The organism is Burkholderia sp. BE17, from assembly GCF_009362305.1.
Taxonomy (GTDB): Bacteria; Pseudomonadota; Gammaproteobacteria; order Burkholderiales; family Burkholderiaceae; genus Burkholderia; species Burkholderia pyrrocinia_C.
This window is the reverse complement of the sequence record NZ_WHNU01000021.1, coordinates 90,418-116,659: the sequence shown is the minus strand read 5'-3', so window position 1 is coordinate 116,659 and position 26,242 is coordinate 90,418. Positions and strand designations below refer to the sequence as shown.

General features: G+C 68.0%; 22 protein-coding genes, 1 other RNA gene and 1 pseudogene. 15 read left to right on the top strand and 9 right to left on the bottom strand.

Going from position 1 to position 26,242, the window contains the following annotated elements:
* Positions 1 to 131 precede the first annotated feature (131 nt).
* From GD429_RS19530 to GD429_RS41145, 10 genes and pseudogenes are all read left to right on the top strand, one after another.
* On the top strand, positions 132 to 1,517 hold the full coding sequence (locus GD429_RS19530) for an aminopeptidase P N-terminal domain-containing protein (RefSeq protein WP_152859083.1): 1,386 nt from the start codon (positions 132 to 134) through the stop codon (positions 1,515 to 1,517).
* A gap of 40 nt (positions 1,518 to 1,557) precedes the next feature.
* Positions 1,558 to 2,745: a UbiH/UbiF/VisC/COQ6 family ubiquinone biosynthesis hydroxylase gene (locus tag GD429_RS19525; protein ID WP_152859081.1), complete on the top strand. Its 1,188-nt coding sequence runs from the start codon at positions 1,558 to 1,560 to the stop codon at positions 2,743 to 2,745.
* Between the two features lie 138 nt (positions 2,746 to 2,883).
* Positions 2,884 to 3,951: a tRNA dihydrouridine synthase DusB gene (gene dusB, locus GD429_RS19520; RefSeq protein WP_152859079.1), complete on the top strand. Its 1,068-nt coding sequence runs from the start codon at positions 2,884 to 2,886 to the stop codon at positions 3,949 to 3,951.
* Positions 3,948 to 4,181 (top strand): Fis family transcriptional regulator, encoded by a 234-nt coding sequence (locus tag GD429_RS19515; RefSeq protein ID WP_006476892.1) that lies wholly within the window; start codon positions 3,948 to 3,950, stop codon positions 4,179 to 4,181. The genes dusB and GD429_RS19515 overlap by 4 nt, the downstream gene beginning before the upstream one ends.
* Positions 4,182 to 4,225: 44 nt before the next feature.
* Positions 4,226 to 5,791, top strand: coding sequence for a bifunctional phosphoribosylaminoimidazolecarboxamide formyltransferase/IMP cyclohydrolase (gene purH / locus GD429_RS19510; protein ID WP_152859077.1), 1,566 nt, complete (start codon positions 4,226 to 4,228; stop codon positions 5,789 to 5,791).
* A gap of 151 nt (positions 5,792 to 5,942) precedes the next feature.
* Complete coding sequence (ruvC, locus tag GD429_RS19505; RefSeq protein WP_034182746.1) at positions 5,943 to 6,485, top strand: crossover junction endodeoxyribonuclease RuvC; 543 nt, start codon at positions 5,943 to 5,945, stop codon at positions 6,483 to 6,485.
* A gap of 156 nt (positions 6,486 to 6,641) precedes the next feature.
* Positions 6,642 to 7,223, top strand: a complete 582-nt coding sequence (gene ruvA / locus GD429_RS19500) for a Holliday junction branch migration protein RuvA (RefSeq protein ID WP_006401679.1) — start codon at positions 6,642 to 6,644, stop codon at positions 7,221 to 7,223.
* Positions 7,224 to 7,331: 108 nt separating this feature from the next.
* The gene (gene ruvB / locus GD429_RS19495) at positions 7,332 to 8,402 is read left to right on the top strand and encodes a Holliday junction branch migration DNA helicase RuvB (RefSeq protein WP_111015292.1); all 1,071 of its coding nucleotides are present in this window, start codon (positions 7,332 to 7,334) and stop codon (positions 8,400 to 8,402) included.
* A 24-nt stretch (positions 8,403 to 8,426) separates the two neighbouring features.
* On the top strand, positions 8,427 to 9,380 hold the full coding sequence (locus GD429_RS19490; protein WP_152859075.1) for an oxygenase MpaB family protein: 954 nt from the start codon (positions 8,427 to 8,429) through the stop codon (positions 9,378 to 9,380).
* A gap of 327 nt (positions 9,381 to 9,707) precedes the next feature.
* Positions 9,708 to 9,976 (top strand): annotated as a pseudogene (locus GD429_RS41145) (chromosome partitioning protein ParB); the annotation flags it as partial.
* Positions 9,977 to 10,018: 42 nt separating this feature from the next.
* Here GD429_RS41145 and GD429_RS19480 read toward each other — a convergent pair.
* Genes GD429_RS19480 through tyrS form a run of 3 tightly spaced genes read right to left on the bottom strand, consistent with a single transcriptional unit; the run spans position 10,019 to position 12,401 of the window.
* Positions 10,019 to 10,681 (bottom strand): histidine phosphatase family protein, encoded by a 663-nt coding sequence (locus GD429_RS19480; protein WP_152859073.1) that lies wholly within the window; start codon positions 10,679 to 10,681, stop codon positions 10,019 to 10,021.
* Positions 10,682 to 10,704: 23 nt separating this feature from the next.
* Positions 10,705 to 11,163: a D-aminoacyl-tRNA deacylase gene (gene dtd, locus GD429_RS19475; protein ID WP_034182741.1), complete on the bottom strand. Its 459-nt coding sequence runs from the start codon at positions 11,161 to 11,163 to the stop codon at positions 10,705 to 10,707.
* Positions 11,160 to 12,401: a tyrosine--tRNA ligase gene (gene tyrS, locus GD429_RS19470; RefSeq protein WP_152859071.1), complete on the bottom strand. Its 1,242-nt coding sequence runs from the start codon at positions 12,399 to 12,401 to the stop codon at positions 11,160 to 11,162. Before tyrS ends, dtd begins: the two co-directional genes overlap by 4 nt.
* 143 nt (positions 12,402 to 12,544) lie before the next feature.
* Between tyrS and GD429_RS19465 the strand changes: the two genes are divergently transcribed.
* On the top strand, positions 12,545 to 13,693 hold the full coding sequence (locus GD429_RS19465) for an anhydro-N-acetylmuramic acid kinase (RefSeq protein WP_321574728.1): 1,149 nt from the start codon (positions 12,545 to 12,547) through the stop codon (positions 13,691 to 13,693).
* A 101-nt stretch (positions 13,694 to 13,794) separates the two neighbouring features.
* Here GD429_RS19465 and erpA read toward each other — a convergent pair whose 3' ends face one another.
* The 3 genes from erpA to rplM form a co-directional block, all read right to left on the bottom strand.
* On the bottom strand, positions 13,795 to 14,166 hold the full coding sequence (gene erpA / locus GD429_RS19460; protein ID WP_152859069.1) for an iron-sulfur cluster insertion protein ErpA: 372 nt from the start codon (positions 14,164 to 14,166) through the stop codon (positions 13,795 to 13,797).
* A gap of 218 nt (positions 14,167 to 14,384) precedes the next feature.
* Positions 14,385 to 14,777 carry a 30S ribosomal protein S9 gene (gene rpsI / locus GD429_RS19455; RefSeq protein ID WP_048251223.1) on the bottom strand — a complete coding sequence of 131 codons (393 nt, stop codon included), beginning with the start codon at positions 14,775 to 14,777 and terminating at the stop codon, positions 14,385 to 14,387.
* Between the two features lie 10 nt (positions 14,778 to 14,787).
* A complete protein-coding gene (gene rplM / locus GD429_RS19450; protein WP_009687896.1) occupies positions 14,788 to 15,216 on the bottom strand; it encodes a 50S ribosomal protein L13 in 429 nt (142 codons plus the stop codon).
* A 311-nt stretch (positions 15,217 to 15,527) separates the two neighbouring features.
* Between rplM and GD429_RS19445 the strand changes: the two genes are divergently transcribed.
* Positions 15,528 to 15,833, top strand: a complete 306-nt coding sequence (locus GD429_RS19445; protein ID WP_152859067.1) for a DUF1090 family protein — start codon at positions 15,528 to 15,530, stop codon at positions 15,831 to 15,833.
* A gap of 420 nt (positions 15,834 to 16,253) precedes the next feature.
* The gene (locus GD429_RS19440; RefSeq protein WP_152859065.1) at positions 16,254 to 16,718 is read left to right on the top strand and encodes an OsmC family protein; all 465 of its coding nucleotides are present in this window, start codon (positions 16,254 to 16,256) and stop codon (positions 16,716 to 16,718) included.
* Positions 16,719 to 16,788: 70 nt separating this feature from the next.
* Here GD429_RS19440 and rnpB read toward each other — a convergent pair.
* From rnpB to pyrC, 3 genes are all read right to left on the bottom strand, one after another.
* Positions 16,789 to 17,200, bottom strand: an RNA gene (rnpB, locus tag GD429_RS19435) — RNase P RNA component class A.
* A gap of 12 nt (positions 17,201 to 17,212) precedes the next feature.
* Positions 17,213 to 18,103: a DUF3025 domain-containing protein gene (locus GD429_RS19430; protein ID WP_321574725.1), complete on the bottom strand. Its 891-nt coding sequence runs from the start codon at positions 18,101 to 18,103 to the stop codon at positions 17,213 to 17,215.
* Positions 18,100 to 19,164, bottom strand: a complete 1,065-nt coding sequence (pyrC, locus tag GD429_RS19425; RefSeq protein WP_152859063.1) for a dihydroorotase — start codon at positions 19,162 to 19,164, stop codon at positions 18,100 to 18,102. Before pyrC ends, GD429_RS19430 begins: the two co-directional genes overlap by 4 nt.
* Positions 19,165 to 19,368: 204 nt before the next feature.
* Here pyrC and GD429_RS19420 point away from each other — a divergent pair, with 204 nt between their 5' ends.
* Positions 19,369 to 20,280 carry a class II glutamine amidotransferase gene (locus tag GD429_RS19420; RefSeq protein ID WP_193727144.1) on the top strand — a complete coding sequence of 304 codons (912 nt, stop codon included), beginning with the start codon at positions 19,369 to 19,371 and terminating at the stop codon, positions 20,278 to 20,280.
* Positions 20,281 to 20,922: 642 nt separating this feature from the next.
* The gene (locus tag GD429_RS19415; RefSeq protein WP_321574723.1) at positions 20,923 to 26,178 is read left to right on the top strand and encodes an autotransporter outer membrane beta-barrel domain-containing protein; all 5,256 of its coding nucleotides are present in this window, start codon (positions 20,923 to 20,925) and stop codon (positions 26,176 to 26,178) included.
* Positions 26,179 to 26,242: the final 64 nt, after the last annotated feature.

The following is a 26,242-nucleotide window of genomic DNA, read 5'->3' as shown; positions in this document are numbered from 1 at the left end:
GGCCGGCGTCGCGCGGTAGAAAATCGCCCGGCCGGCCTGTGGATGGTTTGCAACAACCGCCACGCGGGCCTTCCGGCGCGGCTCTTGGCCGCCCTCTCACGCGCCGCGTCCGGCGGCGCTACAATCGCACGATGAATGCGCCCCTCGAACCCGCCATCGCCGTCGACGTCTACCGCCAGCGCCGTGAACGCGTGCTTGCCGCACTGCGCGCCGCCGGCGGCGGCGTCGCCATCGTCCCCACCGCGCCGGAACTGCTGCGCAACCGCGATACGGCCTACCCGTACCGGTACGACAGCTACTTCCATTACCTGACGGGCTTCACCGAGCCGGATGCCGTGCTCGTGCTGACCGCGGCCGCGCCGCACGGGGCGCCGGAGTCGATCCTGTTCTGCCGCGGCAAGAACGTCGACCGAGAGATCTGGGAAGGCTTCCACTACGGGCCCGAAGCCGCGCGCGACGCGTTCGGTTTCGACGCGGCGTTCGCGGTCGACGTGATCGACACCGAGATGCCGCGCCTGCTCGCCGACGCGGGCACCGTGCATTACCGGTTCGGCGCCTCGGCCGACTTCGACCGGCAGCTCGCGGGCTGGCTCGACGCGGTGCGTGCGCAGGCGCGCACGGGCGTCGCCGCGCCGGATGCGATGCTCGACCTCACGCCGCTCGTCGACGACATGCGGCTCGTGAAGGACGAGCACGAACTCGCGATCATGATGCGCGCCGCGCACATCTCCGCGCTCGCGCACCGCCGCGCGATGCAGGCGTGCCGCCCCGGCATCCGCGAATACGAACTCGAGGCCGAGCTGCTGTATACGTTCCGCAAGCACGGCGCGCAGGCGCCCGCGTACGGCTCGATCGTCGCGGCCGGCGCGAACGCGTGCGTGCTGCACTACCCGGCCGGCAACGCGGCCGCGCAGGACGGCGACCTGATCCTGATCGATGCCGCGTGCGAACTCGACGGCTACGCGTCGGACATCACGCGCACGTTCCCGGCCAACGGGCGCTTCTCGCCCGCGCAGCGCACGCTGTACGACATCGTGCTCGCCGCGCAGCAGGCCGCGATCGATGCGACGCGCGCGGGCGTGCCGTTCGAGGCGCCGCACGATGCGGCCGTGCGCGTGCTCGCGCAGGGGCTGCTCGATACCGGCATCATCCCGAAAACGCGCTTCTCGAACGTCGACGACGTGATCGCCGAGCGCGCGTACACGCGCTTCTACATGCACCGCACGGGCCACTGGCTCGGGATGGACGTGCACGATTGCGGCGACTACCGCGAGCGGCTCGCCGAGCGCGACGGCAACGGCGCGCTGCCGTGGCGCACGCTGAAACCCGGCATGACGCTGACGGTCGAGCCCGGCCTGTATGTGCGCGCGGCCGACGACGTGCCGCCCGAGTACTGGAATATCGGCATCCGCATCGAGGACGACGCAATCGTGCGCGACCACGGCTGCGAGCTGATCACGCGCGGCGTGCCGGTCGCGGCCGCCGAGATCGAAGCGCTGATGCGCGCGGACGCATGACCGGCCGCCGCCGACCGTTACCTCCGTTTCACGAATCAAGATGACGACCGCTTCTTCCCCGGCCACGCCGGACTACGACCTCGCCATCGTCGGCGCGGGCCCCGTCGGGCTCGCGCTCGCCGGCTGGCTCGCGCGCCGCAGCGCAACGCAGCACGCGTCGATCGCGCTGATCGATGCGCGCGAACCGGCCGCGAGCATGAACGACCCGCGCGCGATCGCCGTGTCGCACGGCAGCCGCGTGCTGCTCGACACGCTCGCGTGGCCTGCCGACGCGACGCCGATCGAACATATCCACGTATCGCAGCGCGGCCATTTCGGCCGCACGCTGATCGACCGCGACGAGCACGACCTCGCCGCGCTCGGCTATGTCGTGCGCTACGGCTCGCTCGTGCAGGCGCTCGCGGGCGCCGTGCACGGCACGCGCGTCGACTGGCTCACGTCGACCACCGCGCGCGCGCCGCAGCAGGACACCGACGGCGTCACGCTGACGCTCGACGGCCCGCAGGGCGAGCGCACGCTGCGCGCGCGCATCGTCATCAACGCCGAAGGCGGGCTGTTCCACGAACAGCAGGCCGACGCCGGCAAGCACCGCCGCGACTACGGGCAGACCGCGCTCGTCGGCACGGTCACGGTATCGGCGCCGCGCCCGAACGTCGCATGGGAACGCTTCACGCACGAAGGCCCGCTCGCGCTGCTGCCGCTCGGCGGGCCGCGCCAGGCCGATTACGCGCTCGTCTGGTGCTGCACGCCCGACGAAGCGGCGCGCCGCGCGGTGCTGCCCGACGACGCGTTCCTGCGCGAGCTCGGCAGCGCGTTCGGCGAACGCATGGGCCGGTTCGTCGCGATCGCGGGCCGCGCGTCGTTCCCGCTCGGGCTGAACGCCGCGCAAACGCTCGTCAGCGGCCGCGTCGCAATCGTCGGCAATGCCGCGCAAACCCTGCACCCCGTCGCGGGCCAGGGGCTCAACCTCGGGCTGCGCGACGCGCATACGCTCGTCGACGCGCTGTCCGCGCAAGGCTTCGATGCGACCGCACTTGCGACCTTCAACGCGCGCCGCGCGCTCGACCGGCGCTTCACGATCGGCGCGACCGACACGCTGGCGCGGCTGTTTACGATCGACACGGGCCCGCTCCCGCTGCTGCGCGGCGCCGCGCTCACCGCGCTCGAATTCGTGCCGCCGCTCAAGAAGGCGATCGCGCGCCAGATGATGTTCGGCCAGCGCAATTGACACGCGGGCGCACCGTACGGTGCGCCCGGCCGGACCACACAAACCGGGTCAAATCGGCGGGGCATGGGAATACGGTAAAATGCGCGTTTTCCCTCCGCCCTTTTCATGCCCGCGCCGGTCGCGGGCGGTGCCATTGCGATGCCCGTTATCGGCTCTCACGTATTGCGTAACAACCTGTTCGTCGCCCCGATGGCCGGGGTGACGGATCGTCCGTTCCGCCAGCTGTGCAAGCGGCTGGGGGCCGGTTACGCCGTGTCCGAGATGGTCGCGTCCAACGCGCAGCTGTGGAAAAGCGCGAAGACGATGCGGCGCGCGAACCACGCAGGCGAGGTGGAGCCGATCGCGGTGCAGATCGCCGGCGCCGATCCGGCGATGATGGCCGAAGCGGCACGCTACAACGTCGACAACGGCGCGCAGATCATCGATATCAACATGGGCTGCCCGGCGAAGAAGGTCTGCAACGTCGCGGCCGGGTCCGCGCTGCTGCAGAACGAGCCGCTCGTGCAGCGGATCGTCGAGGCCGTCGTCGCGGCGGTCGGCACGGGGCCCGATGCGGTGCCCGTCACGCTGAAGATCCGCACCGGCTGGGATCGCGAGCACAAGAACGCGATCACGGTCGCGCGCCTGGCCGAAGCCGCCGGCATCGCGATGCTCACCGTGCACGGCCGCACGCGCGCCGATCTCTACCGCGGCGACGCCGAATACGACACCATCGCGGCCGTGAAGGCGGCCGTACGGATTCCAGTCGTCGCGAACGGCGACATCACGTCGCCCGCAAAAGCGAAGGCCGTGCTCGATGCAACCGGTGCCGACGCGCTGATGATCGGTCGCGCCGCGCAAGGTCGGCCGTGGCTGTTCCGCGAAATCGATCATTTCCTGCAAACCGGCGAGCTGCTGCCCCCGCCGCTGATCGACGAGATCCAGCACGTGATGAACGAACACCTGGAAGACCACTACGCTTTCTATGGTGAATTCACGGGAGTCCGTACTGCGCGCAAGCACATCGGCTGGTACACTCGCGGCCTTTCCGGTGCCAACGGGTTCCGGCACAGAATGAACACGCTCGATTCCTCCCGCGAGCAACTCGCCGCCGTCAATGCATTCTTCGACGCGCAAAAGGCGCTGTCGGACCATCTCGTCTACGTCGATGACGAAGAGGAAAACGGCCAGGGCGAGTCGGACGACCATAACCAGTTAGCAGCATGAGCAAGCACAACATCGAACAATGTGTCCGCGAGAGCCTGGACGTGTATTTCCGGGATCTAGACGGCTCCAATCCGCACGACGTCTACGAAATGGTGATGTCCTGCGTCGAAAAGCCGATGCTCGAGGTCGTGCTCGTACAGGCAGGCGGCAACCAGTCGCTCGCCGCGGAGTACCTCGGCATCAATCGCAATACGCTGCGCAAGAAGCTGCAGCAGCACGGCCTGCTGTAGTCGGCCGCCCCGTCCCCGTTTCCCTGGCTATTGGTGGTTCCATCATGATCAAGCAAGCGCTCATTTCCGTTTCCGACAAGACCGGCATCGTCGACTTCGCGAAGTCGCTGTCCGACCTCGGCGTCAAGCTGCTGTCGACGGGCGGCACCGCGAAACTGCTCGCCGACGCGGGCCTGCCCGTTACCGAAGTGGCCGACTACACGGGCTTTCCGGAAATGCTCGATGGGCGCGTGAAGACGCTCCACCCGAAGGTCCACGGCGGCATCCTCGCGCGCCGCGACCTGCCCGAGCACATGCAGGCGCTGGAACAGCACGGCATCCCGACGATCGACCTGCTCGTCGTGAACCTGTATCCGTTCGTCGCGACGATCGCGAAGGACGACTGCACGCTCGCCGACGCGATCGAGAACATCGACATCGGCGGCCCGACGATGCTGCGCTCGGCCGCGAAGAACCACCGCGACGTGACGGTCGTCGTCGATCCGGCCGACTACGCGGTCGTGCTCGATGAAATGAAGGCGAACGGCAACACGGTCGGCTACCCGACCAACTTCCGCCTCGCGACGAAGGTGTTCGCGCACACCGCCCAATACGACGGCGCGATCACGAACTACCTGACGAGCCTGACCGACGAGCTGAAGCACGCATCGCGCAATGCGTACCCGGCGACGCTGAACATGGCGTTCGACAAGGTGCAGGACCTGCGCTACGGCGAGAACCCGCACCAGAGCGCGGCGTTCTACCGCGACATCGCGACGCCGGCCGGCGCGCTCGCGAACTACCGCCAGCTGCAGGGCAAGGAACTGTCGTACAACAACATCGCGGATTCGGACGCGGCGTGGGAATGCGTGAAGACGTTCGACGCGCCGGCCTGCGTGATCATCAAGCATGCGAACCCGTGCGGCGTCGCGGTCGGCAACGACTCGGCCGACGCGTACGCGAAGGCGTTCCAGACCGACCCGACCTCCGCGTTCGGCGGCATCATCGCGTTCAACCGCGAAGTCGACGAAGCGGCCGCGCAGGCTGTCGCGAAGCAGTTCGTCGAAGTGCTGATCGCACCGTCGTTCTCCGACGCCGCGAAGCAGGTGTTCGCCGCGAAGCAGAACGTGCGCCTGCTCGAAATCGCACTGGGCGACGGCCATAACGCATTCGACCTGAAGCGCGTGGGCGGCGGCCTGCTCGTGCAGTCGCTCGATTCGAAGAACGTGCAGCCGCACGAGCTGCGCGTCGTCACGAAGCGCCACCCGACGCCGAAGGAAATGGACGACCTGCTGTTCGCCTGGCGCGTCGCGAAGTACGTGAAGTCGAACGCGATCGTGTTCTGCGGCAACGGCATGACGCTCGGCGTCGGCGCGGGCCAGATGAGCCGTGTCGATTCCGCGCGCATCGCGAGCATCAAGGCGCAGAACGCGGGCCTGACGCTGGCTGGCTCGGCCGTCGCGTCGGATGCGTTCTTCCCGTTCCGCGACGGCCTCGACGTTGTCGTGGCGGCCGGCGCGACCTGCGTGATCCAGCCGGGCGGCTCGGTGCGCGACGACGAAGTGATCGCGGCAGCGGACGAGCACAACATCGCGATGATCCTGACGGGCGTGCGCCACTTCCGTCACTGATCGCACGCGGCCCGCGCGGCCGTTGCACGACAACCCGGCGGCGTCGCACCCGCCGGGTTTTTTATTGCGCGGCGCCGTCGCGCGCGACCTTGCGGCCGGCTCGCCGCACCATTCGTTGTAGTATCGCTGCATCACGCATCTCTCCTCACTCATGCGAATTCTCGGCATCGACCCCGGCCTGCGCGTCACCGGCTTCGGCGTCATCGACGTCAGCGGCCACCGGCTCGCCTATGTGACGAGCGGCGTGATCCGCACGCCGACGGCCGATCTGGCCACCCGGCTCGGCACGATCTTCCAGGGCGTGTCGACGATCGTGCGCGAACATGCGCCCGACCAGGCCGCGATCGAAAAGGTGTTCGTCAACGTGAACCCGCAGTCGACGCTGCTGCTCGGCCAGGCGCGTGGCGCCGCGATCTGCGGCCTCGTCGCGGGCGGCCTGCCGGTCGCCGAATACACGGCGCTGCAGCTCAAGCAGGCCGTGGTCGGCTACGGCCGCGCGACCAAGACGCAGATGCAGGAAATGGTCACGCGGCTGCTCAACCTCTCCGGACAACCGGGTTCCGACGCGGCCGACGCGCTCGGCATGGCGATCTGCCATGCGCACGGCGGCAACACGCTCAGCACGCTCGGCGGCCTCGCGCCGGCGCTCGCGAAGAAAGGGCTGCGCGTGCGGCGCGGGCGGCTGGTCGGCTGATGCCGGCGCGCGCCGTCGCCCGGCACATCGGACTGACTGTTTTGCCCGCGCGCGGCGCACACGCGACACGCACCGCATCGGCCTGACGGCCAAGCCCATCGGCATTGCGCCGCGCGTGCGCTACACTCGCGCTTTCTTCCTCGCATCCCGCCATCCATGATCGGTCGCATCGCCGGCATCCTGCTCGAAAAGAACCCGCCTCACCTGCTCGTCGACTGCAACGGCGTCGGCTACGAAATCGACGTGCCGATGAGCACCTTCTACAACCTGCCGCAGACGGGCGAGCGCGTCGTGCTGCTCACGCAGCAGATCGTCCGCGAGGACGCGCACCTGCTGTACGGCTTCCTGACGCCGCAGGAGCGCACGACCTTCCGCGAGCTGCTGAAGATCACCGGCATCGGCGCGCGCATGGCGCTCGCCGTGCTGTCCGGCATGAGCGTGCAGGAGCTCGCGCAGGCCGTGACGATGCAGGACGCCGCGCGCCTCACGCGCCTGCCCGGCATCGGCAAGAAGACGGCCGAGCGCCTGCTGCTCGAGCTGAAGGGCAAGCTCGGCGCCGACCTCGGCGCGCTCGCCGGCGCCGCGTCGGCGTCCGACCACGCGACCGACATCCTCAACGCGCTGCTCGCACTCGGCTACTCCGAAAAGGAAGGCCTGGCCGCGATCAAGAACGTGCCGGCCGGCACCGGCGTGTCCGAAGGCATCAAGCTCGCGCTGAAGGCGCTGTCGAAGGCGTAACGCCCGCCAGAACCGACTGTCGGACGCAGTGTCGCGCCGCCGCGCGGCGCGCGCCAGTCGGCCGTCCGGCCAGTTCGGACCGCGAGCGGCGCGCGGTACAATGGCCGCATGATTGAAACCGACAAACTCGCCACCGAGCAGCGGATCATCGCCGCCACGCCCACCTCGTCGCACGAGGAGGTGTTCGAACGCGCGCTGCGGCCTCGCCAGCTCGACGACTACGTCGGCCAGGAAAAGGTGCGCGGCCAGCTCGAGATCTTCATCGAAGCCGCGAAGCGCCGCTCCGAGCCGCTCGACCACGTGCTGCTGTTCGGGCCGCCGGGTCTCGGCAAGACGACGCTCGCACACATCATCGCGCGCGAGATGGGCGTGAACCTGCGCCAGACGTCGGGCCCCGTGCTCGAGCGCGCGGGCGATCTCGCCGCGCTGCTGACGAACCTCGAAGCGAACGACGTGCTGTTCATCGACGAGATCCACCGGCTGTCGCCGGTCGTCGAGGAAATCCTGTATCCGGCACTCGAGGATTACCAGATCGACATCATGATCGGCGAAGGTCCGGCCGCGCGCAGCGTGAAGCTCGACCTGCAGCCGTTCACGCTCGTCGGCGCGACCACCCGCGCGGGGATGCTGACCAACCCGCTGCGCGACCGTTTCGGGATCGTCTCGCGCCTCGAGTTCTACGACGCCGATCAACTGTCGCGTATCGTGCGGCGCTCGGCGTCGCTGCTGAACGCGCAGATCGATCCGAACGGCGCGCTGGAAATCGCGAAGCGCTCGCGCGGCACGCCGCGGATCGCGAACCGGCTGCTGCGCCGCGTACGCGACTTCGCGGAAGTGAAGGCCGACGGCCAGATCACCGCGGCGGTGGCCGATGCCGCGCTCGCGATGCTCGACGTCGATCCGGTCGGCTTCGACCTGATGGACCGCAAGCTGCTCGAGGCGATCCTGTACAAGTTCGACGGCGGCCCGGTCGGCATCGACAACCTGGCAGCCGCGATCGGCGAGGAGCGCGACACGATCGAGGACGTGCTCGAACCATACCTGATCCAGCAGGGCTTCCTGCAGCGCACGCCGCGCGGGCGCGTCGCGACGCTGCTCACGTACCGCCACTTCGGGCTCTCCGCGCCCGACGCCGGCAGCGCCGAACGCGGCATGTGGGATACGCCCGCCGGGAAGTAACCGGCCGCCCGAGCCACGCCAGCCATGATGACGCCGCCTAGCCGCCACCCCGCCGCACCCGCACCGGGCCCGCGCTGGGCCGAGCCGATCCGCAAGCGCCTCGTGGCCGGCATCACGCACCTGACCGCGGGCGGCGGCGGCCCGTCGCTCGATCTCTCTTCGCCGCCCGGCGATCCCGGGCTGTTCGGCCCCGATGCCGTCTGCTGGCGCGTGCATGCCGACTTCACGTCGATGATGACAGGCGGCATCGCCGCGCTGCTGCTGCAGGCGCTCCATCCGCTCGCGCTCGCCGGCGTCTGGGATCACTCGTCGTTTCGCACCGACATCCTCGGCCGCTTGCGGCGCACCGCCACGTTCATCACGGGCACGACGTTCGGCAGTCGCGCGGACGCGCTCGCGCTGATCGAGCGCGTGAAAACGATCCACTCGCGCGTATCGGGTACCGCGCCCGACGGGCGGCCGTACCGTGCCGACGATCCGGCGTTGCTGACCTGGGTGCATATCGCGGAAGTATCGAGCTTCCTCGCCGCGCATCTGTGCTACGTGAATCCGGCGCTGTCGGGCGAATTGCAGGACCGCTATTACGCCGAAACGGCGCTGATCGCCGAACTGCTAGGCGCACAAGAGGTGCCGCGTTCGCGCGCCGAGGTAGCCGCGTATCTCGCGCGCATGCAGCCGGAACTCGAAGCCGGGCCGCATACCTTCGACGTGATGGCCATCCTGCTGAATGTGCCGGTCGCGAAGCCTGCGCTGCGGCCGGCCGCGTCGCTGATGGTGCATGCCGGGATCGACCTGCTGCCGCCGTGGGCGCAGCGCATGCTCGGCGTGTCGACGTTCGCACCGCTGCGGCGCGCGGTGGTCCGGCCTGGCGTACGTGCCGTCGCACCCGTACTGCGCTGGGCGCTCGTCAACGGCGCGTCGAAGCGTGCGCGCCGTCGCGCGAGCGCGCCCCCACCCGACGGCGCCCCACCCGCCTGACGATCAGCCTCTTCCAATTATTTCAATTTCATTTCAAATACCCGTGACACGCTGACGGGCCTGCACCTGCGCACGGTCGCACGTGCTGCACGTGCCGCACACCCCGCCCTTCCGTGACCCGCGCGGTGTCCCGCCACCCTACCGACATCCGATGCCCGCGATGCCACGCGTGCCGATCCGCTTCGTCCTTGCCGCCAGCCTGTCCGCCTGCTGAGGCGACGATGTTGCCGCCGTCGCGCGTACGGACACCCCAACGCCGTCCGGCGGCACCACGACGACGCCTGCGCCGCCCGCCACCGTCACGCCGCAACCGGGCAAATGGAAAAGCGCGTGCGGAGCACCGCCCCCGATCCGGCGAAGGCCGACACGGGCTACCTGAACGCGGTCTGGAATGCATCGACGCGCGTGGTCGCGGCCACGGACCCCGTGATCGACGGCAAGACAGGCGCCGACCTCGGGCGCGCCGATGCGATCGACGGCGGGAAGAAATACAACAACGGGGATTCAACAGGCTGCGCCAGCCGATCACGGCCGACCAGCCCGGCAAGATCGCATACGCGCTCGACTACAAGGTGCGCCACGCGCTGCCGCAGTAGGCGTCACGCAGGAGGAAGGGGAATGCCGGGCGGCCCGCGTGCTCAGAGCACCTTGCGATAGCCGTCGTCGTCGCTCTCGGCGTCCAGGTGCGACACGTCGGCCCACTGCACGACCTGCGCGCGGCCATCCACGTAATCGACGACGTTGATGCTCGTATTGAGCAGCTGGTAATTGCGCGGCGCCGACAGATCGAGACCGTTCGCAAAACGGTACACGCAATCGAGCACGCCGCCATGCGCGACGCACGCGATCCGGCCGCCCGGATGCGCGGCGACGATCGGCTCGAGCGCATGCAGCACGCGGTGATAGAACGCACGCTGCGACTCGCCGCCTTCCGGCGCGAAGCCCGGATCGCGCGTCTGCCAGGCCGCGTATGCGTCCGGAAACAGCGCCTCGATCTCGGTACTGTCATGCCCCTGGAATGCGCCGTACGAGCGTTCGCGCAACCCGTCCCGCAACTGCAGCGGCAGCCCGAGCGAATCGGCGAAGGGTAACGCCGTCTGCTGCGCGCGCACCAGGTCGCTCGAATAGACCGCGTCGATCCGTGCGCCCTCGCGCGCCTCTCGTTCGAGCCGCGCGGCCAACCGCTGCGCCTGCGCGAGACCCGTGTCGGCCAGCGGGATGTCGATATGACCCTGGATGCGCTTGATGCGGTTCCAGGCCGTCTCGCCATGGCGGATGAAAAGAATCTGCGTGGTGGCCATCGCGGCGCGTCTCCGGGGAAGAATCAGGGCCGCACTTGCAGCCAGAACGTCACGGGGCCGTCGTTGACGAGCGATACCTGCATGTCGGCGCCGAACTCGCCCGTCTCGACGACGGGATGGCGCGCCCGCGCGGCCGCGACGAAATAGTCGAACAGCCGCGCGCCTTCGTCGGGCGGTGCGGCCGGCGTGAAGCTCGGTCGCAGCCCGCTGTTGGTGTCGGCCGCCAGCGTGAACTGCGACACTAGCAGCAGGCCGCCCGCGCGGCCCGCGCCGTCGATATTCGACACCGGTAGGTTCATCTTGCCGGCCGCGTCGCTGAACACGCGGTAGCCGAGCATCTTCGCCAGCAGCTTGTCGGCCGCAGCGTCGGTGTCGCCGCGCTCAGCACAGACCAGCGCGAGCAGGCCCGCGCCGATCTCGCCCGTCGTGCGGTCGCCGACGCGCACGTCGGCGCGCTTCACGCGCTGGATCAGCGCGATCATGCGGTCAGCGTGACGCGCGCGAAGCGGCGCTTGCCGACCTGCACGACGAACTCGCCGACCTCGACCTTCAGGCCCTTGTCCGACACGGTCGCGCCGTCGATCTTCACACCGCCCTGCTCGATGTTGCGCAGTGCTTCGCTCGTCGACGGCACGAGGCCGGCCTGCTTCAGCAACTGGCCGATCGCCAGCGGCGCGCCGGCGAGCGTAACCGACGGAATGTCGTCCGGCACGCCGCCTTTCGCGCGGTGGTTGAAGTCCTCGAGCGCGCGCTCGGCGTCGGTCTGCGAATGGAACCGCGCGACGATTTCCTGCGCGAGCAGCACCTTGAAGTCGCGCGGGTTGCGGCCGCCTTCGGCCTCGCGCTTGAAGCCGGCGATCTCGTCGAGGCTGCGGAACGACAGCAGTTCGAAGTAACGCCACATCAGCGTGTCCGAAATGCTCATCAGCTTGCCGAACATGTCGGTCGGCTTCTCGCTGATGCCGACATAGTTGCCCTTCGACTTCGACATCTTCTCGACGCCGTCGAGACCTTCGAGCAGCGGCATCGTCAGGATGCACTGCTGTTCCTGGCCGTACTGCTTCTGCAATTCGCGGCCGACCAGCAGGTTGAACTTCTGGTCGGTGCCGCCGAGTTCGAGATCGGCGTTCAGCGCCACCGAATCGTAGCCCTGCATCAGCGGGTACAGGAATTCGTGGATCGAGATCGGCACGCCACCCTGGAAGCGCTTCGTGAAGTCCTCGCGCTCGAGGATCCGCGCGACCGTGTAGCGCGACGCGAGCTTGATCATCCCGTCCGCGCCGAGCGGCATCGACCATTCGCTGTTGTAGCGGATCTCGGTCTTTTCGCGATCGAGCACGAGAGCGGCCTGCTCGAAGTAGGTCTTCGCGTTCGACTCGATCTGCTCGCGCGTGAGCGGCGGGCGCGTCGCGTTGCGGCCCGACGGATCGCCGATCAGCGACGTGAAATCGCCGATCAGGAAGATCACCGTGTGGCCGAGGTCCTGCAGCTGACGCATCTTGTTCAGCACGACCGTATGGCCGATGTGGATGTCGGGCGCGGTCGGGTCGAGGCCGAGCTTGATGCGAAGCGGCGTGCCGGTGGCCGCGCTGCGCGCGAGCTTCTGCGCGAACTCTTCCTCGATCAGCAGCTCGTCGACGCCGCGCTTCGTGACGGCGAGCGCATGCCGGACTTCGTCGGTAATCGGGAAAACAGGCTTGGAACTGGGTTCGGTGCTCATCGGTGCCAGGAAGAAATGTCGCAAAAACAGGGATTTTCCCATAACTTGCGCGCGCATCGCTTAACGGCGCGTCACGTTGCGCGGATAATCGGGCGCAAGGCGCGCGGCACCGGCCCGCGCCGCAAGATCCAGGAGAACCCAACGTGCCGCAACGACAGCCGCAAAACGCCCATCCGGCCGACGGCATCTACTTCGGGCTGATGTCGGGAACCAGCATGGACGGCGTCGACGGCGTCGCCGTGCGTTTCGAGACCGGCAAGGCGCCGGCCGTGCTCGCGGAAGCGTTCGTCGGTTTCGCGCAATCGCTGCGCGACGCGCTGTTCGCACTGCAGCAGCCCGGCGACAACGAGATCGACCGCGAATCGCTCGCGGCGAACGCGCTCGTCACGCGCTACGCGGTGTGCTGCCACGAATTGCAGCGCACCGCCGGGCTGTCGCGCGACGAGATTCGCGCGATCGGCGTACACGGCCAGACGGTACGCCATCGCCCCGAGCGCGGTTATACGCGGCAACTCAACAACCCGGCGCTGCTCGCCGAGCTGACCCATGTCGACGTGATCGCCGATTTCCGCAGCCGCGACGTGGCCGCCAGCGGCCACGGCGCGCCGCTCGCGCCGGCGTTCCATGCGACGGTGTTCGGTGCGCCCGGCGAGACGCGTGTCGTCTGCAATCTCGGCGGGATCAGCAACATCACGATCCTGCCCGGCGAAAGCGGCGAAGTGCGCGGCTTCGACTGCGGCCCCGCGAATGCGCTGATCGACGCGTGGGCGACCCGCCATCTCGGCAAGCCGTACGACGACGGCGGCAAGTTCGCCGCGCGCGGCACCGTGCACGCGCCGCTGCTCGACGCGCTGCTCGACGAACCGTATTTCGCCGCGCCGCCGCCGAAAAGCACCGGACGCGACCTGTTCAATCCCGCGTGGCTCGACGCGAAGCTCGCCGCGTTCTCGCAGATCGCGCCGGAGGACGTGCAGGCGACCCTCACGGCGCTCACCGCCGCCTCGGTCGCCCGCGAGGTCGCGCAGCACGCACCCGGCTGCAAGGCCGTCTTCGTGTGCGGCGGCGGCGCGCGCAATCCGGTGCTGCTCGACGCGCTCCGGCACGCGCTGCGCGAGGCCGGCATGCAGGCCACGGTCGATACGACGGCCGTGCTCGGCGTGCCGCCGCAACAGGTCGAGGCGCTCGCGTTCGCGTGGCTCGCGTACCGCTTCACCGCACGCCAGCCCGGCAATCTCGCTACGGTCACCGGTGCGGCCGGCAACCGCGTGCTCGGCGCGCTCTATCCGGGCTGACGCCAAGCCTGCCGCACGGCGGGCGCCGCAAACGGACATAAAAAACGGGGCATGAAGCCCCGTTTTTCATTCCGGCGAACCGGTGCGGATCTGTCGTGCGCTCAGACCGAGAACGACGAACCGCACCCGCACGTGGTGGTCGCATTCGGGTTCTTGATCACGAACTGGGCGCCGTTGATGTCGTCCTTGTAGTCGATCTCGGCGCCGACCAGGTACTGGTAGCTCATCGAGTCGATCAGGAGCTGGACGCCGTTCTTGTCCATCACGGTGTCGTCCTCGTTGACTTCCTCGTCGAACGTGAAGCCATACTGGAAGCCCGAGCAGCCGCCACCCTGCACGAACACGCGCAGCTTCAGGTCGGGATTGCCCTCTTCGTCGATCAGTTGCTTGACCTTGTCGGCCGCTGCGTCGGTGAAGACGAACGGAAGCGGCATTTCGGCCGTCGTTGCTGCGGATTCGGTAACAGCGTTCATTGCGAACTCTCCAAGAAGCTTTAGCCGCTATTGTAGGGCCGATCAGAAGATCGTGCTGAAGTCCATGAAATCAATAGGTTCTTGTCGATTTCATCAAACCTGCCCGTGCGAGCCGCCGCAGCACGGGCCTGGAAGCGGACATAAAAAAACCGCCAGCGCGAAAGCTGGCGGTTTTTCCGGCGGACGCCGCCCGGAAGCGGCGCGGCCATGAAGCGGAATTAACGCTTCGAGAACTGCTTGGCGCGGCGTGCCTTGCGCAGACCGACCTTCTTACGCTCGACTTCACGCGCATCGCGCGTCACGAAGCCTGCGCTCGACAGCGACGGCTTCAGCGTCGCATCGTAGTCGATCAGTGCACGGGTGATGCCGTGGCGCACTGCGCCTGCCTGACCCGTTTCGCCGCCACCATTCACGTTCACCTTGATGTCGAACGTCTGGCCGTGGTTCGTGAGTTCCAGCGGTTGACGCACGATCATCAGCGACGTTTCGCGCGAGAAGTAGTCAGCGATGGGCTTGCCGTTGACGACGATGTCGCCCTTGCCAGCCTTGATGAAGACACGAGCGACTGCGCTCTTGCGGCGGCCCGTACCGTAGTTCCAGTTACCGATCATGTGGGTCCCCTTAGATCTCGAGCGCCTTCGGCTGTTGAGCCGAATGCGGATGCGTCGCTTCTGCGTAGACCTTCAGCTTCTTGATCATCGCGTAGCCGAGCGGGCCCTTCGGCAGCATGCCCTTGACCGCCTTCTCGAGCGCACGGCCCGGGAAGCGTTCCTGCATCTTGCCGAACGTCGTTTCATAGATACCGCCCGGGTAGCCCGAGTGACGGTAGTACTTCTTGTCCAGCGTCTTGTTGCCCGTGACCTTCAACTTGCTCGCGTTGATGATGATGATGAAATCACCAGTGTCGACGTGCGGGGTGAACTCAGGCTTGTGCTTGCCGCGCAGACGGCGTGCCACTTCGCTGGCAACACGGCCGAGAACCTTATCCGTCGCGTCAATCACGTACCATTCGCGCGTCACCTCATGGGCTTTTGCGGAAAACGTCTTCATGATCGATCCAAAAAAAATGCTTTGCCCGATGTGTTCTTCCTGCTTGTCTGTGTGCGCTTCGAGGCGCGGTGCAGGCTCTCCCTGTTCTTTTTCCGTGGGCATGAATGCGGAAAAGCCCTGAATTATAAAGGAAATACGACAACGCGGTCAAAGGGAATCCACGTCCCGTGTCCGCGGCGCCCAAAATGGGCCAAAATTCGGTCGTGCCCCGACAAGCCAGGCGATCCGAGCGCCCGGGGAGGCACCCATCGACGCGCGGCACATGACCTTGCCGCGCCAGACCGGCCGAATACGGAAAACAACAAACAAGCATGATGAAACAACGACTTACGCCCTTCTTCGCGGCCGCGCTGCTGGCCGCCGCAGCGCCTGCCGTCGCCGCCCGCGCCGGCTGCGAAGCCAAGCTCGACGCGCTCGACGCGCGCATTGCCGAAGCGCGGACCGCCCATGCCGAGGATCGCGTCGTCCGCCTGCGGGCGGTGCGCGAACGCGTCCGCCACTTCTGCACACGCGACCACGGCCATGCTTCGGCCGTGCCCGCGCCGGCACCCGACGCACGCTTAAACGGCACGCTGCCCGACGCGACATCGCAGCCGGCCGCACGGCAGCCTGCCTAACGGATGCAACGGATGCCGGGGCACGCAAGCCGCGCGCCGATGTTTGCACGGGACGAAAAAAAGCCCGAACGGCTGGTTCGGGCTTAATCCACCTCAGGAGGAGGGTGGAGGAGACATTCGGAGGTTGCCGCAGCGCGACAACCAATGAAGCTCATTATACGAACGTGCCGCCGGCTTCACAAGAAAATTTGCATTACGAAATCTAACCCCATAATGCGAAATTTCGGACGATCAGCCGGGAAAATTTATTTCCCCTTTAAAATCAATCACCTGCTCTCAGCCAGAGCAAGCAAAGATGGCCCGCGACTAGAGCGAAACCCCTAAAATCAGCACGGAAATTGCTGTTCGGCGCGCCGCCCACGCGGCTCCGGCATTGCACGTCGTGCACCGCATCAGCCGACCGTTGTGCTGCGGGCTACAATGCCGGATCGAATCCGAATCAGGCAACGCTGGAGTGCAAGCATGGAATGCAAAGTAAGCTGGATGGGTCAGGACGGCATGGCGTTTTCCGCCCAGACCGGAAGCGGGCATCTCGTCACGATGGACGGCGCGCCCGAAGGCGGCGGCCACAACCTCGCGCCGCGCCCGATGGAAATGGTGCTGCTGGGCACCGGCGGCTGCACGGCCTATGACGTCGTGCTGATCCTGAAGAAGAGCCGCCAGGAAGTCACCGGCTGCTCGGTCACGCTGAAGGCCGAGCGCGCGAGCGAAGACCCGAAGGTGTTCACGAAGGTGCACTTCCACTTCACCGTCATCGGCCGCAACCTGAATCCGGCCACGGTCGAACGCGCGATCAACCTGTCGCACGACAAGTACTGCTCCGCGTCGATCATGATCGCGAAGACGGCCGAACTCACGCATTCGTTCGACATCGTCGCCGCCTGAACGCACGGCGCTCGCGCATGAAAAAAGGGCCGGCGCTCCGCAAGGAGACGCCGGCCCTTTCGCATTCGAACGGCAAAGCAGGCCGATAAGCCGGATTCTGTGCACGCTGCGCGCCGAAGCGCACAGCGCGTGGCAGCCATTCCTCTAGGCGCGCCATTGCTGACGCGCTCAAGCTTCCTACCCGCAGACGAGACGGGGGCCCCATCCTGCATCCGAAGATGCGCGCCTGCCTACTTGGAATTGCTCCGGGTGGAGGTTACCGTGCCGGCGAACGTCGCCGTCGCCGCGGTGCGCTCTTACCGCACCGTTTCACCCTTACCTGATCCCGGCTTGCGCCGGGCCATCGGCGGTTTGCTTTCTGTTGCCCTGTTCCGCGTGTCGCCACGGATGGCCGTTAGCCATCACCCTGCCCTGTGGAGTCCGGACTTTCCTCGCCCCCGCGCGCCCGAAGGCGGCGAGGCCGCGACTGCCTGGCCTGCTTTGCGACGCGCATTCTAACACTGCGCGCCGCCGCCGGCTGTGCGCGTGCGGCGGCCGCTGCGGAATACGGCCGGATCGTCGTAGAACGCGGCGTCGGCATTCGCGTCGCACCAGCCCGGCACGCCGAGCACCGGCAGCGGCGAGAAATCGCGGCTCGTCAGCGCGCGCGTCGCGAGTTCGGCGGCGACACGCGCGTCGACATGCGCGACGCGTTGCGCATCGGGCCACGAAAAATAGTCGGTGCTCACTTCGACGATCCACGTGTGCGCGGTACAGGACTTGTAAGGCGCGACGAGCTTCTCGAGCAGCGCATGGCCGACGAGCCGCGCTTCGCAGCGCGTGCCCCACGCCTCGCGCGCGGCGACCAGCAGCCGCGGCCAGTCGAAGCCGCGCAGCGCATCGGCGAGCGCGCGGTCGGCTGTCACGAACAGCGCGGCGTTCTCGTCGAACAGCGTGAGCGCATCGCGCAGCGTGCCGCGCACGGGCCCGACGCCGCCCGCAGCGTCGATCGCCGCGGCCTGGCGCGCGTTCAACGCGGCCTTGATGCGCGGATACGCGAACCAGACGAGCGCATTGAAAAAGTCGTGAAGGTTGTGGCGGGTCGGCACGCCGCCGGTGTCGGCGATATGGGTCTCGTACGCGACACCGGGCGGCAGCTCGGCCTGCGGCACGAACCGCAGCGGCCTGCCGCGACCGCTGACGCGCCCGCCGTCGCGGTTCGTGCCGTTTAGCGCGCCGTTCAGCGCGTCGAGCAGCGCGGCATCGCCCTTCCGTGCGGCCGCCTGCGCGACGCGGCCCGGCTCCGCGTACTGCGCGAGCCACGGCGCGGACCAGTCGATCCGCGCGAAATCCGCCGCCCCGCTGCCGGCCGCGTGGCCGGCTCCGCGCGGCGGCGCGCCGGTCACACGAGTTTCCAGCCGATCGTCTCGCCGCCGCGCAGCGGCACGACCGGCGTGTCGCCCGCGAAGATCTCGCGCGGCAGTTCCCACGCCTCGCGACGCAGCGTGACCGTCTCGGCGCTGCGCGGCAGACCGTAGAAATCGGCGCCGAAGAAGCTCGCAAAGCCTTCCAGCTTGTCGAGCGCGCCGGCGTGGTCGAACGCTTCCGCATACAGTTCGAGCGCGTGCAGCGCCGTGTAGCAGCCTGCGCAGCCGCACGCGGTTTCCTTCGCGCCGCGCGCATGCGGCGCGCTGTCGGTACCGAGGAAGAAGCGCGGGTTGCCCGACGTCGCGGCCTCGACCAGCGCGACGCGATGCGTCTCGCGCTTCAGCACGGGCAGGCAGTAGTAGTGCGGGCGAATCCCGCCGACGAACAGCGCGTTGCGGTTGTACAGCAGGTGATGCGCGGTGATCGTCGCGCCGAGCAGGCCTGGCGCCGCGTCGGCGTCGCGCACGTAGTCGGCCGCGTCCTTCGTCGTGATGTGCTCGAACACGACCTTCAGGCCCGGGAAATCGCGGCGCAGCGGCGCCATCACGCGGTCGATGAAGACCTTCTCGCGGTCGAACAGGTCGATCGACGCATCGGTCACCTCGCCGTGCACGAGCAGCGGCATGCCCGTTTCCTGCATCGCCTCGAGCGTCTTCGCGCATTTCGCGAGATCGGTGACGCCGTGGTCGGAGTTCGTCGTAGCGCCTGCCGGATACAGCTTCACGCCGTGCACGAAGCCGCTTTCGCGCGCGCGGCGGATCTCGTCGGGCGGCGTGTTGTCGGTCAGGTACAGCGTCATCAGCGGTTCGAACGTCATCCCGGCCGGCAGCGCGGCGAGGATGCGCTCGCGATAGGCCTGCGCCTGTGCGGTGGTCGTCACCGGCGGCTTCAGGTTCGGCATGACGATCGCGCGGCCGAACTGGCGCGCGGTGTGCGGCAGCACGGCGGCCAGCATGTCGCCGTCTCGCAGGTGCAGGTGCCAGTCGTCGGGACGGGCGAGCGAAAGCGTCGCCGGGGAGGAAGCGTTCGAGGCAGTCATAGGAGGCGTCGTGAGGTACGGACTGGCCATCAGCGGGGCCGGAACGCGCGTGCGCGGGCCGACTGACGGCAAACCGCAACACGAGGCCTTTGGCCAGCGGAATCCGCTTTTTACCGCTCAGGGCTCGGTGATATGCTAGAAGCCGCATTGTACCGGGGTTCGCCCGGTTCGTTACCCCCGCTTCCGCCTGCCGCCCCAAGTAAAATGTGCCAACTCCTAGGAATGAACTGCGCCGCGCCGACGGACGTCACATTCTCCTTCACAGGTTTCGCGGCCCGGGGCGGGCTCACCGATCACCATGCCGACGGCTGGGGCATCGCGTTCTTCGAAGACAAGGCCTGCCGCCTGTTCATCGATCACCAGGCATCGGCTACCTCGCCGATCGCCGAGATGGTGAAGCGCTACCCGATCAAGTCCAAGAACACGATCGCGCACATCCGCAAGGCGACGCAAGGGCACATCCTGCTCGAGAACAGCCATCCGTTCATGCGCGAGCTGTGGGGCCGGCACTGGATCTTCGCGCATAACGGCGACCTGCAGGACTACGCGCCGAACATGGACGGCAGCGTCTACCACCCGGTCGGCACGACCGACAGCGAACAGGCGTTCTGCGTGCTGATGCAGGGGCTGCGCGAGGCATTTCCCGGCGCGCAGCCGCCGCTGCCCGAACTGTTCGAACGCGTCGGCGAGCTGACGCGCAGCATCACCGACCACGGCGTGTTCAACTTCCTGATGTCGAACGGCCAGGCGCTCTTCGCGCACTGCTCGACGCGGCTGCACTACCTGGTGCGGCGCTGGCCGTTCTCGACCGCGCATCTCGTCGACGAAGACCTGTCGATCGACTTTGCGAAATACACGACGCCCGAGGATCGCGTCGCGGTGATCGCGACGCAGCCGCTCACCGACAACGAGGTCTGGACCGCGTTCGAGCCGGGCGAGCTGATCATGTTCCAGTGCGGCGACGTCGCCGCGCGGATGCAGATCCCGGTGCCCGAACGCGTGCTCGAAAAGCTGCGCAATCCGGCGCTCGACGCGTCGGCCTCGGCGCCGCGCGACGCACGCGAAGCGCTCGCAACCGCCGCCGACGGCGACTCCGACGACGCGATCGACTTCTGAACGCGGCGCACCGGCACCCTTCCCGCTTTCCATTTCCCGTACGGCAAGTACCGTCGCCCGCAACGTTCGTTCGATCGTGCGGGCGATTTCGCGTGCACGCGATGTGGCGATTTTCAGCGCTGGAAAAAATCGCTTGCCGTGCGCCGGTTCCGTTTCACCCGGACCATATTCCCGCACATCGAATCAACACCATACAACATTCGCTTGAATTTATTAATTTCCAGGGGAAAATAGTTAAAACCCTAAAAATAATCCATAAAATCCGAAGCATATATAATCCGGGAACCGCATTCTAACGCACCGCCCCGATGCGAACCGTGCGCCATCGCACCGACCCGACAATCACGCACCCACGCCCGCAAAAATCACTCAAACCCTTACTCACAAAGGCTTTCAGTTCGACTCATCACACAATCAAAAAATACCGAATGAAATCATCATTATCGCCACATTCGTTATTTTTTTGAGAATCAGTCACCCTTCCGATCAGTAGACTCCATCCATCCTCGGTGTAACGAATCACGATTGGCGCAGAAGCGGCCACGGTCGCCGCACGTCCATTCAGGCCATTGCTCCACCGCGGATTGCGATTTCACTGCAGCGCGGTGAATACCACTTCAAAAAAAGAGAGAGGGGCTTGTCGTGAATCACTCATTTCGATCGATATGGAGCGAAACCGCCGGCTGCTGGGTCGCGGTTGCGGAAACGGCACGGGCGCGCGGCAAGCGTTCGGGCGGCGAATCCGGCGCCAGCCGCGGCGCCGCGCACACGGCAGCGCGCCGGTCGCCGCTTCGCGTCGCCGCGCTCGGCGCCGCGCTGGCCGCATTGTCGGCCGGCCCGGCGTATGCATCGACCTGCGGCAGCGGCGCGGCCGTCGCGAACGGCGGCACCTGCGCGCTCGGCGGTTTCAGCCCGACCGTCAACGACAACCTGGCCGGCGCAACCACCGTGTCGGGCGGCGACACGGTCGGCCTGACGGGCGCATGGACCGGCGTCGGCGGCGACCCCGGCTACACACTCACGCCGATCGGCAGTGCGACCATCGTCTCGGGCAACCCGAACCAGCCGCTGCTGTCGCTCGGCGGCAAGACGCAGAGCGTCAGCACGCCCGACTCGATCACCGGCAGCCGTACCTCGATCGCCACCTACGATTCGGCCAGGTTCGCCGCGTCGAGCGCGGGTTCGACCAACGTGCCCGTCTATCACGACGTGAACGGCAACCAGTACGTGAACACGCGGATCGGCACGGTCGAAAGCTCCGGCGGCACGCTCGACGTGTCGATCGGCAATCCGGCGGGCTCGCCCACGGTAGCCGGCAACGCGATCACGATGGCACCGAAGCAGACCGACCTGTTCGTCGCGGACGGCACGGGCTCCGCGAAAAGCGTCGTCAACTGGAATTCGCGCAACCAGATCTGGCTCGGCACCGGCGACTATCTCGCGAGCGGCGGCCCGGTCGGCCATGTCCTGCTCGACGTGCCGGCCTATGCGGGCACCTTCACCGCCTTCGACGGCAGCGCATGGACCGTCACCGATGCCGCGTCGCTCGCCGCGTACAACAACTTTCTCGTGCGGTCGGTCCAGAACGGCGCGCTCGCTTCGCAGGCCGCCTACGACAACGCGCTCGGCCAGGCCGTCACGCTCTCCACGCAATCCTTCGAGTATGCGAACAACGTGTCGCCGGGCGACAAGAATGCGCTGCCGATGAACTATCTGTCGGTGATGCACGGCACGGGCGCGAACGCGACGCTGCACATCGGCAAGGACGGCCAGATCGACTTCCGCGGCACCAATACGATCGACTCGAGCTCGGCCGTCCTCGCGGAACGCGGCGCGCATTTCGTCAACGACGGCCGCCTGTCGGGCGACTTCACGCTCGTGCGCCTGCTGACCGGCGCGAGCGGCGTCAACAACGGCGCGATCTCGTCCGGTTACGTGTCCGGCGACAACTTCAATACGGGCGGCACCTCACTGCCCTACAACTTCAGCCTCAACGCGTACACCGAGGGCAACGGCGTATACGCAAACGGCGCCGGCACGACGTTCGTCAACAATGGCGTGATGAACGTCGGCGCATGGACCTTCAACGGGACGCGCCCCGACCTGCAGAACTACGCGGTGGCCGCGACGGACGGCGCGAGCGCGTCGAACGCCGGCACGATCAACGTCGGCGTCAACGCGACGACGCTCGACAGCCAGGTGATCGGCGGCCTCGTCGCCGGCGGCAGCTTCACGAACGAAGCCGGCGGCACGATCTACGTCGGCCGCGCGGCGCAGTACGATGCCGCGGCGCCGGAGGCCGCGAACGACATCGCGCTGTCCGCGCACGCGTACGGCATCCTGCTCGGCGCATCGGGCACCGCGAGCAACCACGGCACGATCGTGATCGGCTCGCAGACGCAGAACGGCGCCGCGCTGGCGAGCATCGGCTCGTCGTCCGGCGTGCTGACCAACGCGGGCTCGATCGTCGTCAACGGCGCGGCGCCCGGCACGCCGCTCGCGAACGTCGGCATGCTCGCGGCCGATACCGCCGCGACCGTGACCAACACGGGCACCATCACGCTGAATGGCGTGAACGGCATCGGCATCATGGTCGTCGGGACCGGCACGAACGCGACGGCCGCGACGTCGACCGGCACGATCAACGTGGCCGGCGGCCTCGATCCGGCATCGGGCACGCGCAATTACGGCGTCTGGGCCGAGGGGCCGCTCGCGAAGGCCACGCTCGACGGCGCGCTCAACCTGACGGGCACCGGCGCGATCGGCGTGCATGCGCGCTCGGGCGCGACGATCGACGTCGGCGCCAACGCGGTGCCGGCCTTCAGGTCGGGCACGAACCAGATCGGCTTCTACGCGTATGGCGCGGGCTCGAAGATCAACGTCGCCGCGCAGCACCTCGGCGTCGACACCGACGATTCGACGCTGTTTCGCGTCGCGGGCGGCGCGGCCTACACCGGCACGTCGGCGGCCGGCACGCTGACGACCGACGTCAACGGCCAGCGGGCGCGCGGCGTGCTCGCGACCGACGCCGGCACCACGCTGTCGACCGGCAACGCGATCTACAACGTCAACGGCGCGAACGGCATCGCGATCGCGGTCGAAGGCGGCGCGAAAGGCACGATCGATGCGGGCGCGACGATCAACCTGAACGCGGCCGGCGCAATCGCGGGCGTCGTCGACGGCCAGGCGCACGACCTCGCCGGCGCGAACGCCGGCGCGCCGGTTGCGACGACGCTGACCAACGACGCCGCCGTCACGTCGTCGACCGCCGGCGTGACGGGCTTCGTCGCGCAAAACCTCGGCACGCTCGAGAACCGCGACACGGTGCTGCTGACGGGCGCCGGCTCGACGGGCGTCGTGGCCGGCACGCTCGGCACGGTGAACAACGCATCGACGATCCGCGTATCCGACGGCACCGGCGCGCTCGTGCAGGGTGCGTCGGCGACGCTCGCCAACACGGGTTCGATCGAAGCCGACGGCGGCGTCGCGGGTGTGCGCCTGACGGGCGCCGGTGCGTCGGTCGCGCTGTCGGGCGCGGGCACCGTCATCGCGAACGGCAGCGCCGACGGCGTGCTGATCGACTCGACCGTATCGGGCGGCGGGCTCGCGGCCGGCGCGACGTCGATCGCGGTCGGCGGCTCCGGCAGCGGGATCCGCAACCTCGGCGCGAACGCAACGATCGCGTTGTCCGGCACGCAGGTCACGACCACCGGCAACGGCGCCGACGGCCTCGCATCGACGGGCGCGGGCGCGCGCATCGCGACCGATGCGGCAACGGTCGTCCGCACCGCCGGCGCCAACGCGCTCGGGCTGTTCGTATCGGGCGCGGATTCGACGCTCGCGGCCAACGGCACGACCGTCGCGACGACGGGCGACGGCGCGCACGCGCTCGTCGTCGACGGCGGCGCGACGGCCTTGCTGTCGGGCGCGAAAGTCACCGCATCGGGTGCCGCGGCCGACGGCGTCGTCGCGCGCAACGGCGGCCGCATCGGCGATACGGGTTCGTCGATCGCCAACGCGGCCGGCAACGGCGCGACCGCGGACGGCGGCGGCGTGCTCGCGTTGACCGGCACGACGCTCAAGGGTGCGACGGCCGGCGTGCTGACATCCGACACGCTCGCGAACGGCGCGACGAGCTCGGTGCTCGTCGACGGCGGCAGCGTGACGGCCGCCGCCGGGCCGGCATTCGCCGCGCGCGGCGGCACGGCCGACATCGCGGTGCGCAATGGAACGGTCGTGACGGCCGGCAACGGCACGCTGCTGAACCTCGCGAACGGCAGCAACGCGACGTTCAGCGCGTCGGCGGTGAACCTCGCAGGCGACATCGTCTCCGACGCGTCGAGCACCGGCAACGTGTTCCTCGCGAACGGCACGACGCTGACCGGCAGGATCGATCCGGTCTCGCTGACGATCGACGGCAGCAGCACGTGGCGCATGACGGGCAACTCGGTGCTGAGCAGCCTGAACAACGCGGGCCTCGTCGCGTTCTCCGCACCGGCCGGCTCGCCGACGCTCACGGGCAGCTACAAGACGCTGACGACCGGCAGCTACGTCGGCAACGGCGGCACGATCGCGCTCAACACGTATCTCGGCGCCGATGCTTCGCCGACCGACCGGCTGATCGTGAACGGCGGTGCCGCGAGCGGCACGACCGGCCTGAAGATCGCCAATACGGCCGGCACCGGCGCAAGGACGACCGGCGACGGGATTCCCGTGGTCGTCACGGCCAACGGCGGCACGACCACCGCGTCGGCGTTCCATCTCGCGGGCCCGGTACAGGCCGGCGCATACGAATACCGGCTCTATCGCGGCGGGCAAAGCGACGCGAACGGCTGGTACCTGCGTTCGCAGCTCGATCCGACGGACCCCGGCGACCCGACGATCCACCCGTCCGGCGGCGGCAACGGCAATGGCAGCGGCGGCACGCTCGCGTATCGTCCGGGCGTCGCCGGTTATGCACTGACGCCGCTGCTGAACGCCGACTACGGCTTCTCGACGCTCGGCAAGCTGCACGAACGCGTCGGCGACATCTACAACCTCGGCAAGCAGCAACCCGGCAACCGCGACGGCGTGTGGGGGCGCATCGGCGGCCAGAGCCTCGATGCGGACGCGGGCCGCTTCGCGGCGGACGAGCGCACGTTTTTCGCGCAGTTCGGCAAGGACTGGACGCTCGACCAGGCGCCCGGCGGCAGCAGCACGCATGCGGGCGTGACGGCCAGCATCGGCGTGTCGAACGCGAGCTTCAGCGACATGGCGCGCGCCGACTCGCAGAACCTGTCGACGTCGACGGGCTCGGTCGAGATGCACGCGCAGAGCATCGGCGGCTACTGGACGCGCTACCTGCCCGACGGCACGTACTTCGACAGCGTCGGGCAGGTCACGCACTACGGCAACCGCTATCGCGACAGCTACGGCAACGAGGCATCGCAGAACGGCTTCGGCTTCGCGCTGTCGCAGGAGATCGGCAAGCCGTTCGGCATCGGCGGCACGCCGATCGCGATCGAGCCGCAGGCGCAACTGATGTACCAGTACCTGAAGCTCAACGGGTTCAACGACAACGTGTCGGCCGTGTCGGGCACGACGGCGAACGCGCTGCGCGGCCGCGTCGGCGTGCGCATCTTCCGGCCGAACCTCGAAGCGGACTCGGGCAGCGGCGCCGCGACGCCGTACTTCACGGCCGACGTGCTGCACGACTTCCTGTCGCCGGGGCAGACCGTCGTCGGCGGCACACCGTTCGCGACGCATCTCGGCCGCACGTGGTACGAGCTCGGCGTCGGCGTCACCGCGGGCTTCGGCAAGTCGGGCGAGCTGTACGCGAACGCGAAGATCGCGCGCAACCTCGGCGGCGCGTACCGGCGCGGCATCGTCGGCCAGGTCGGCTACCGGTATAGCTGGTAACGGCAGACGAAAAAAAAACCGCCCGGCGCTCGGGCCGGGCGGTTTCGCATTGACGCGCACGAAG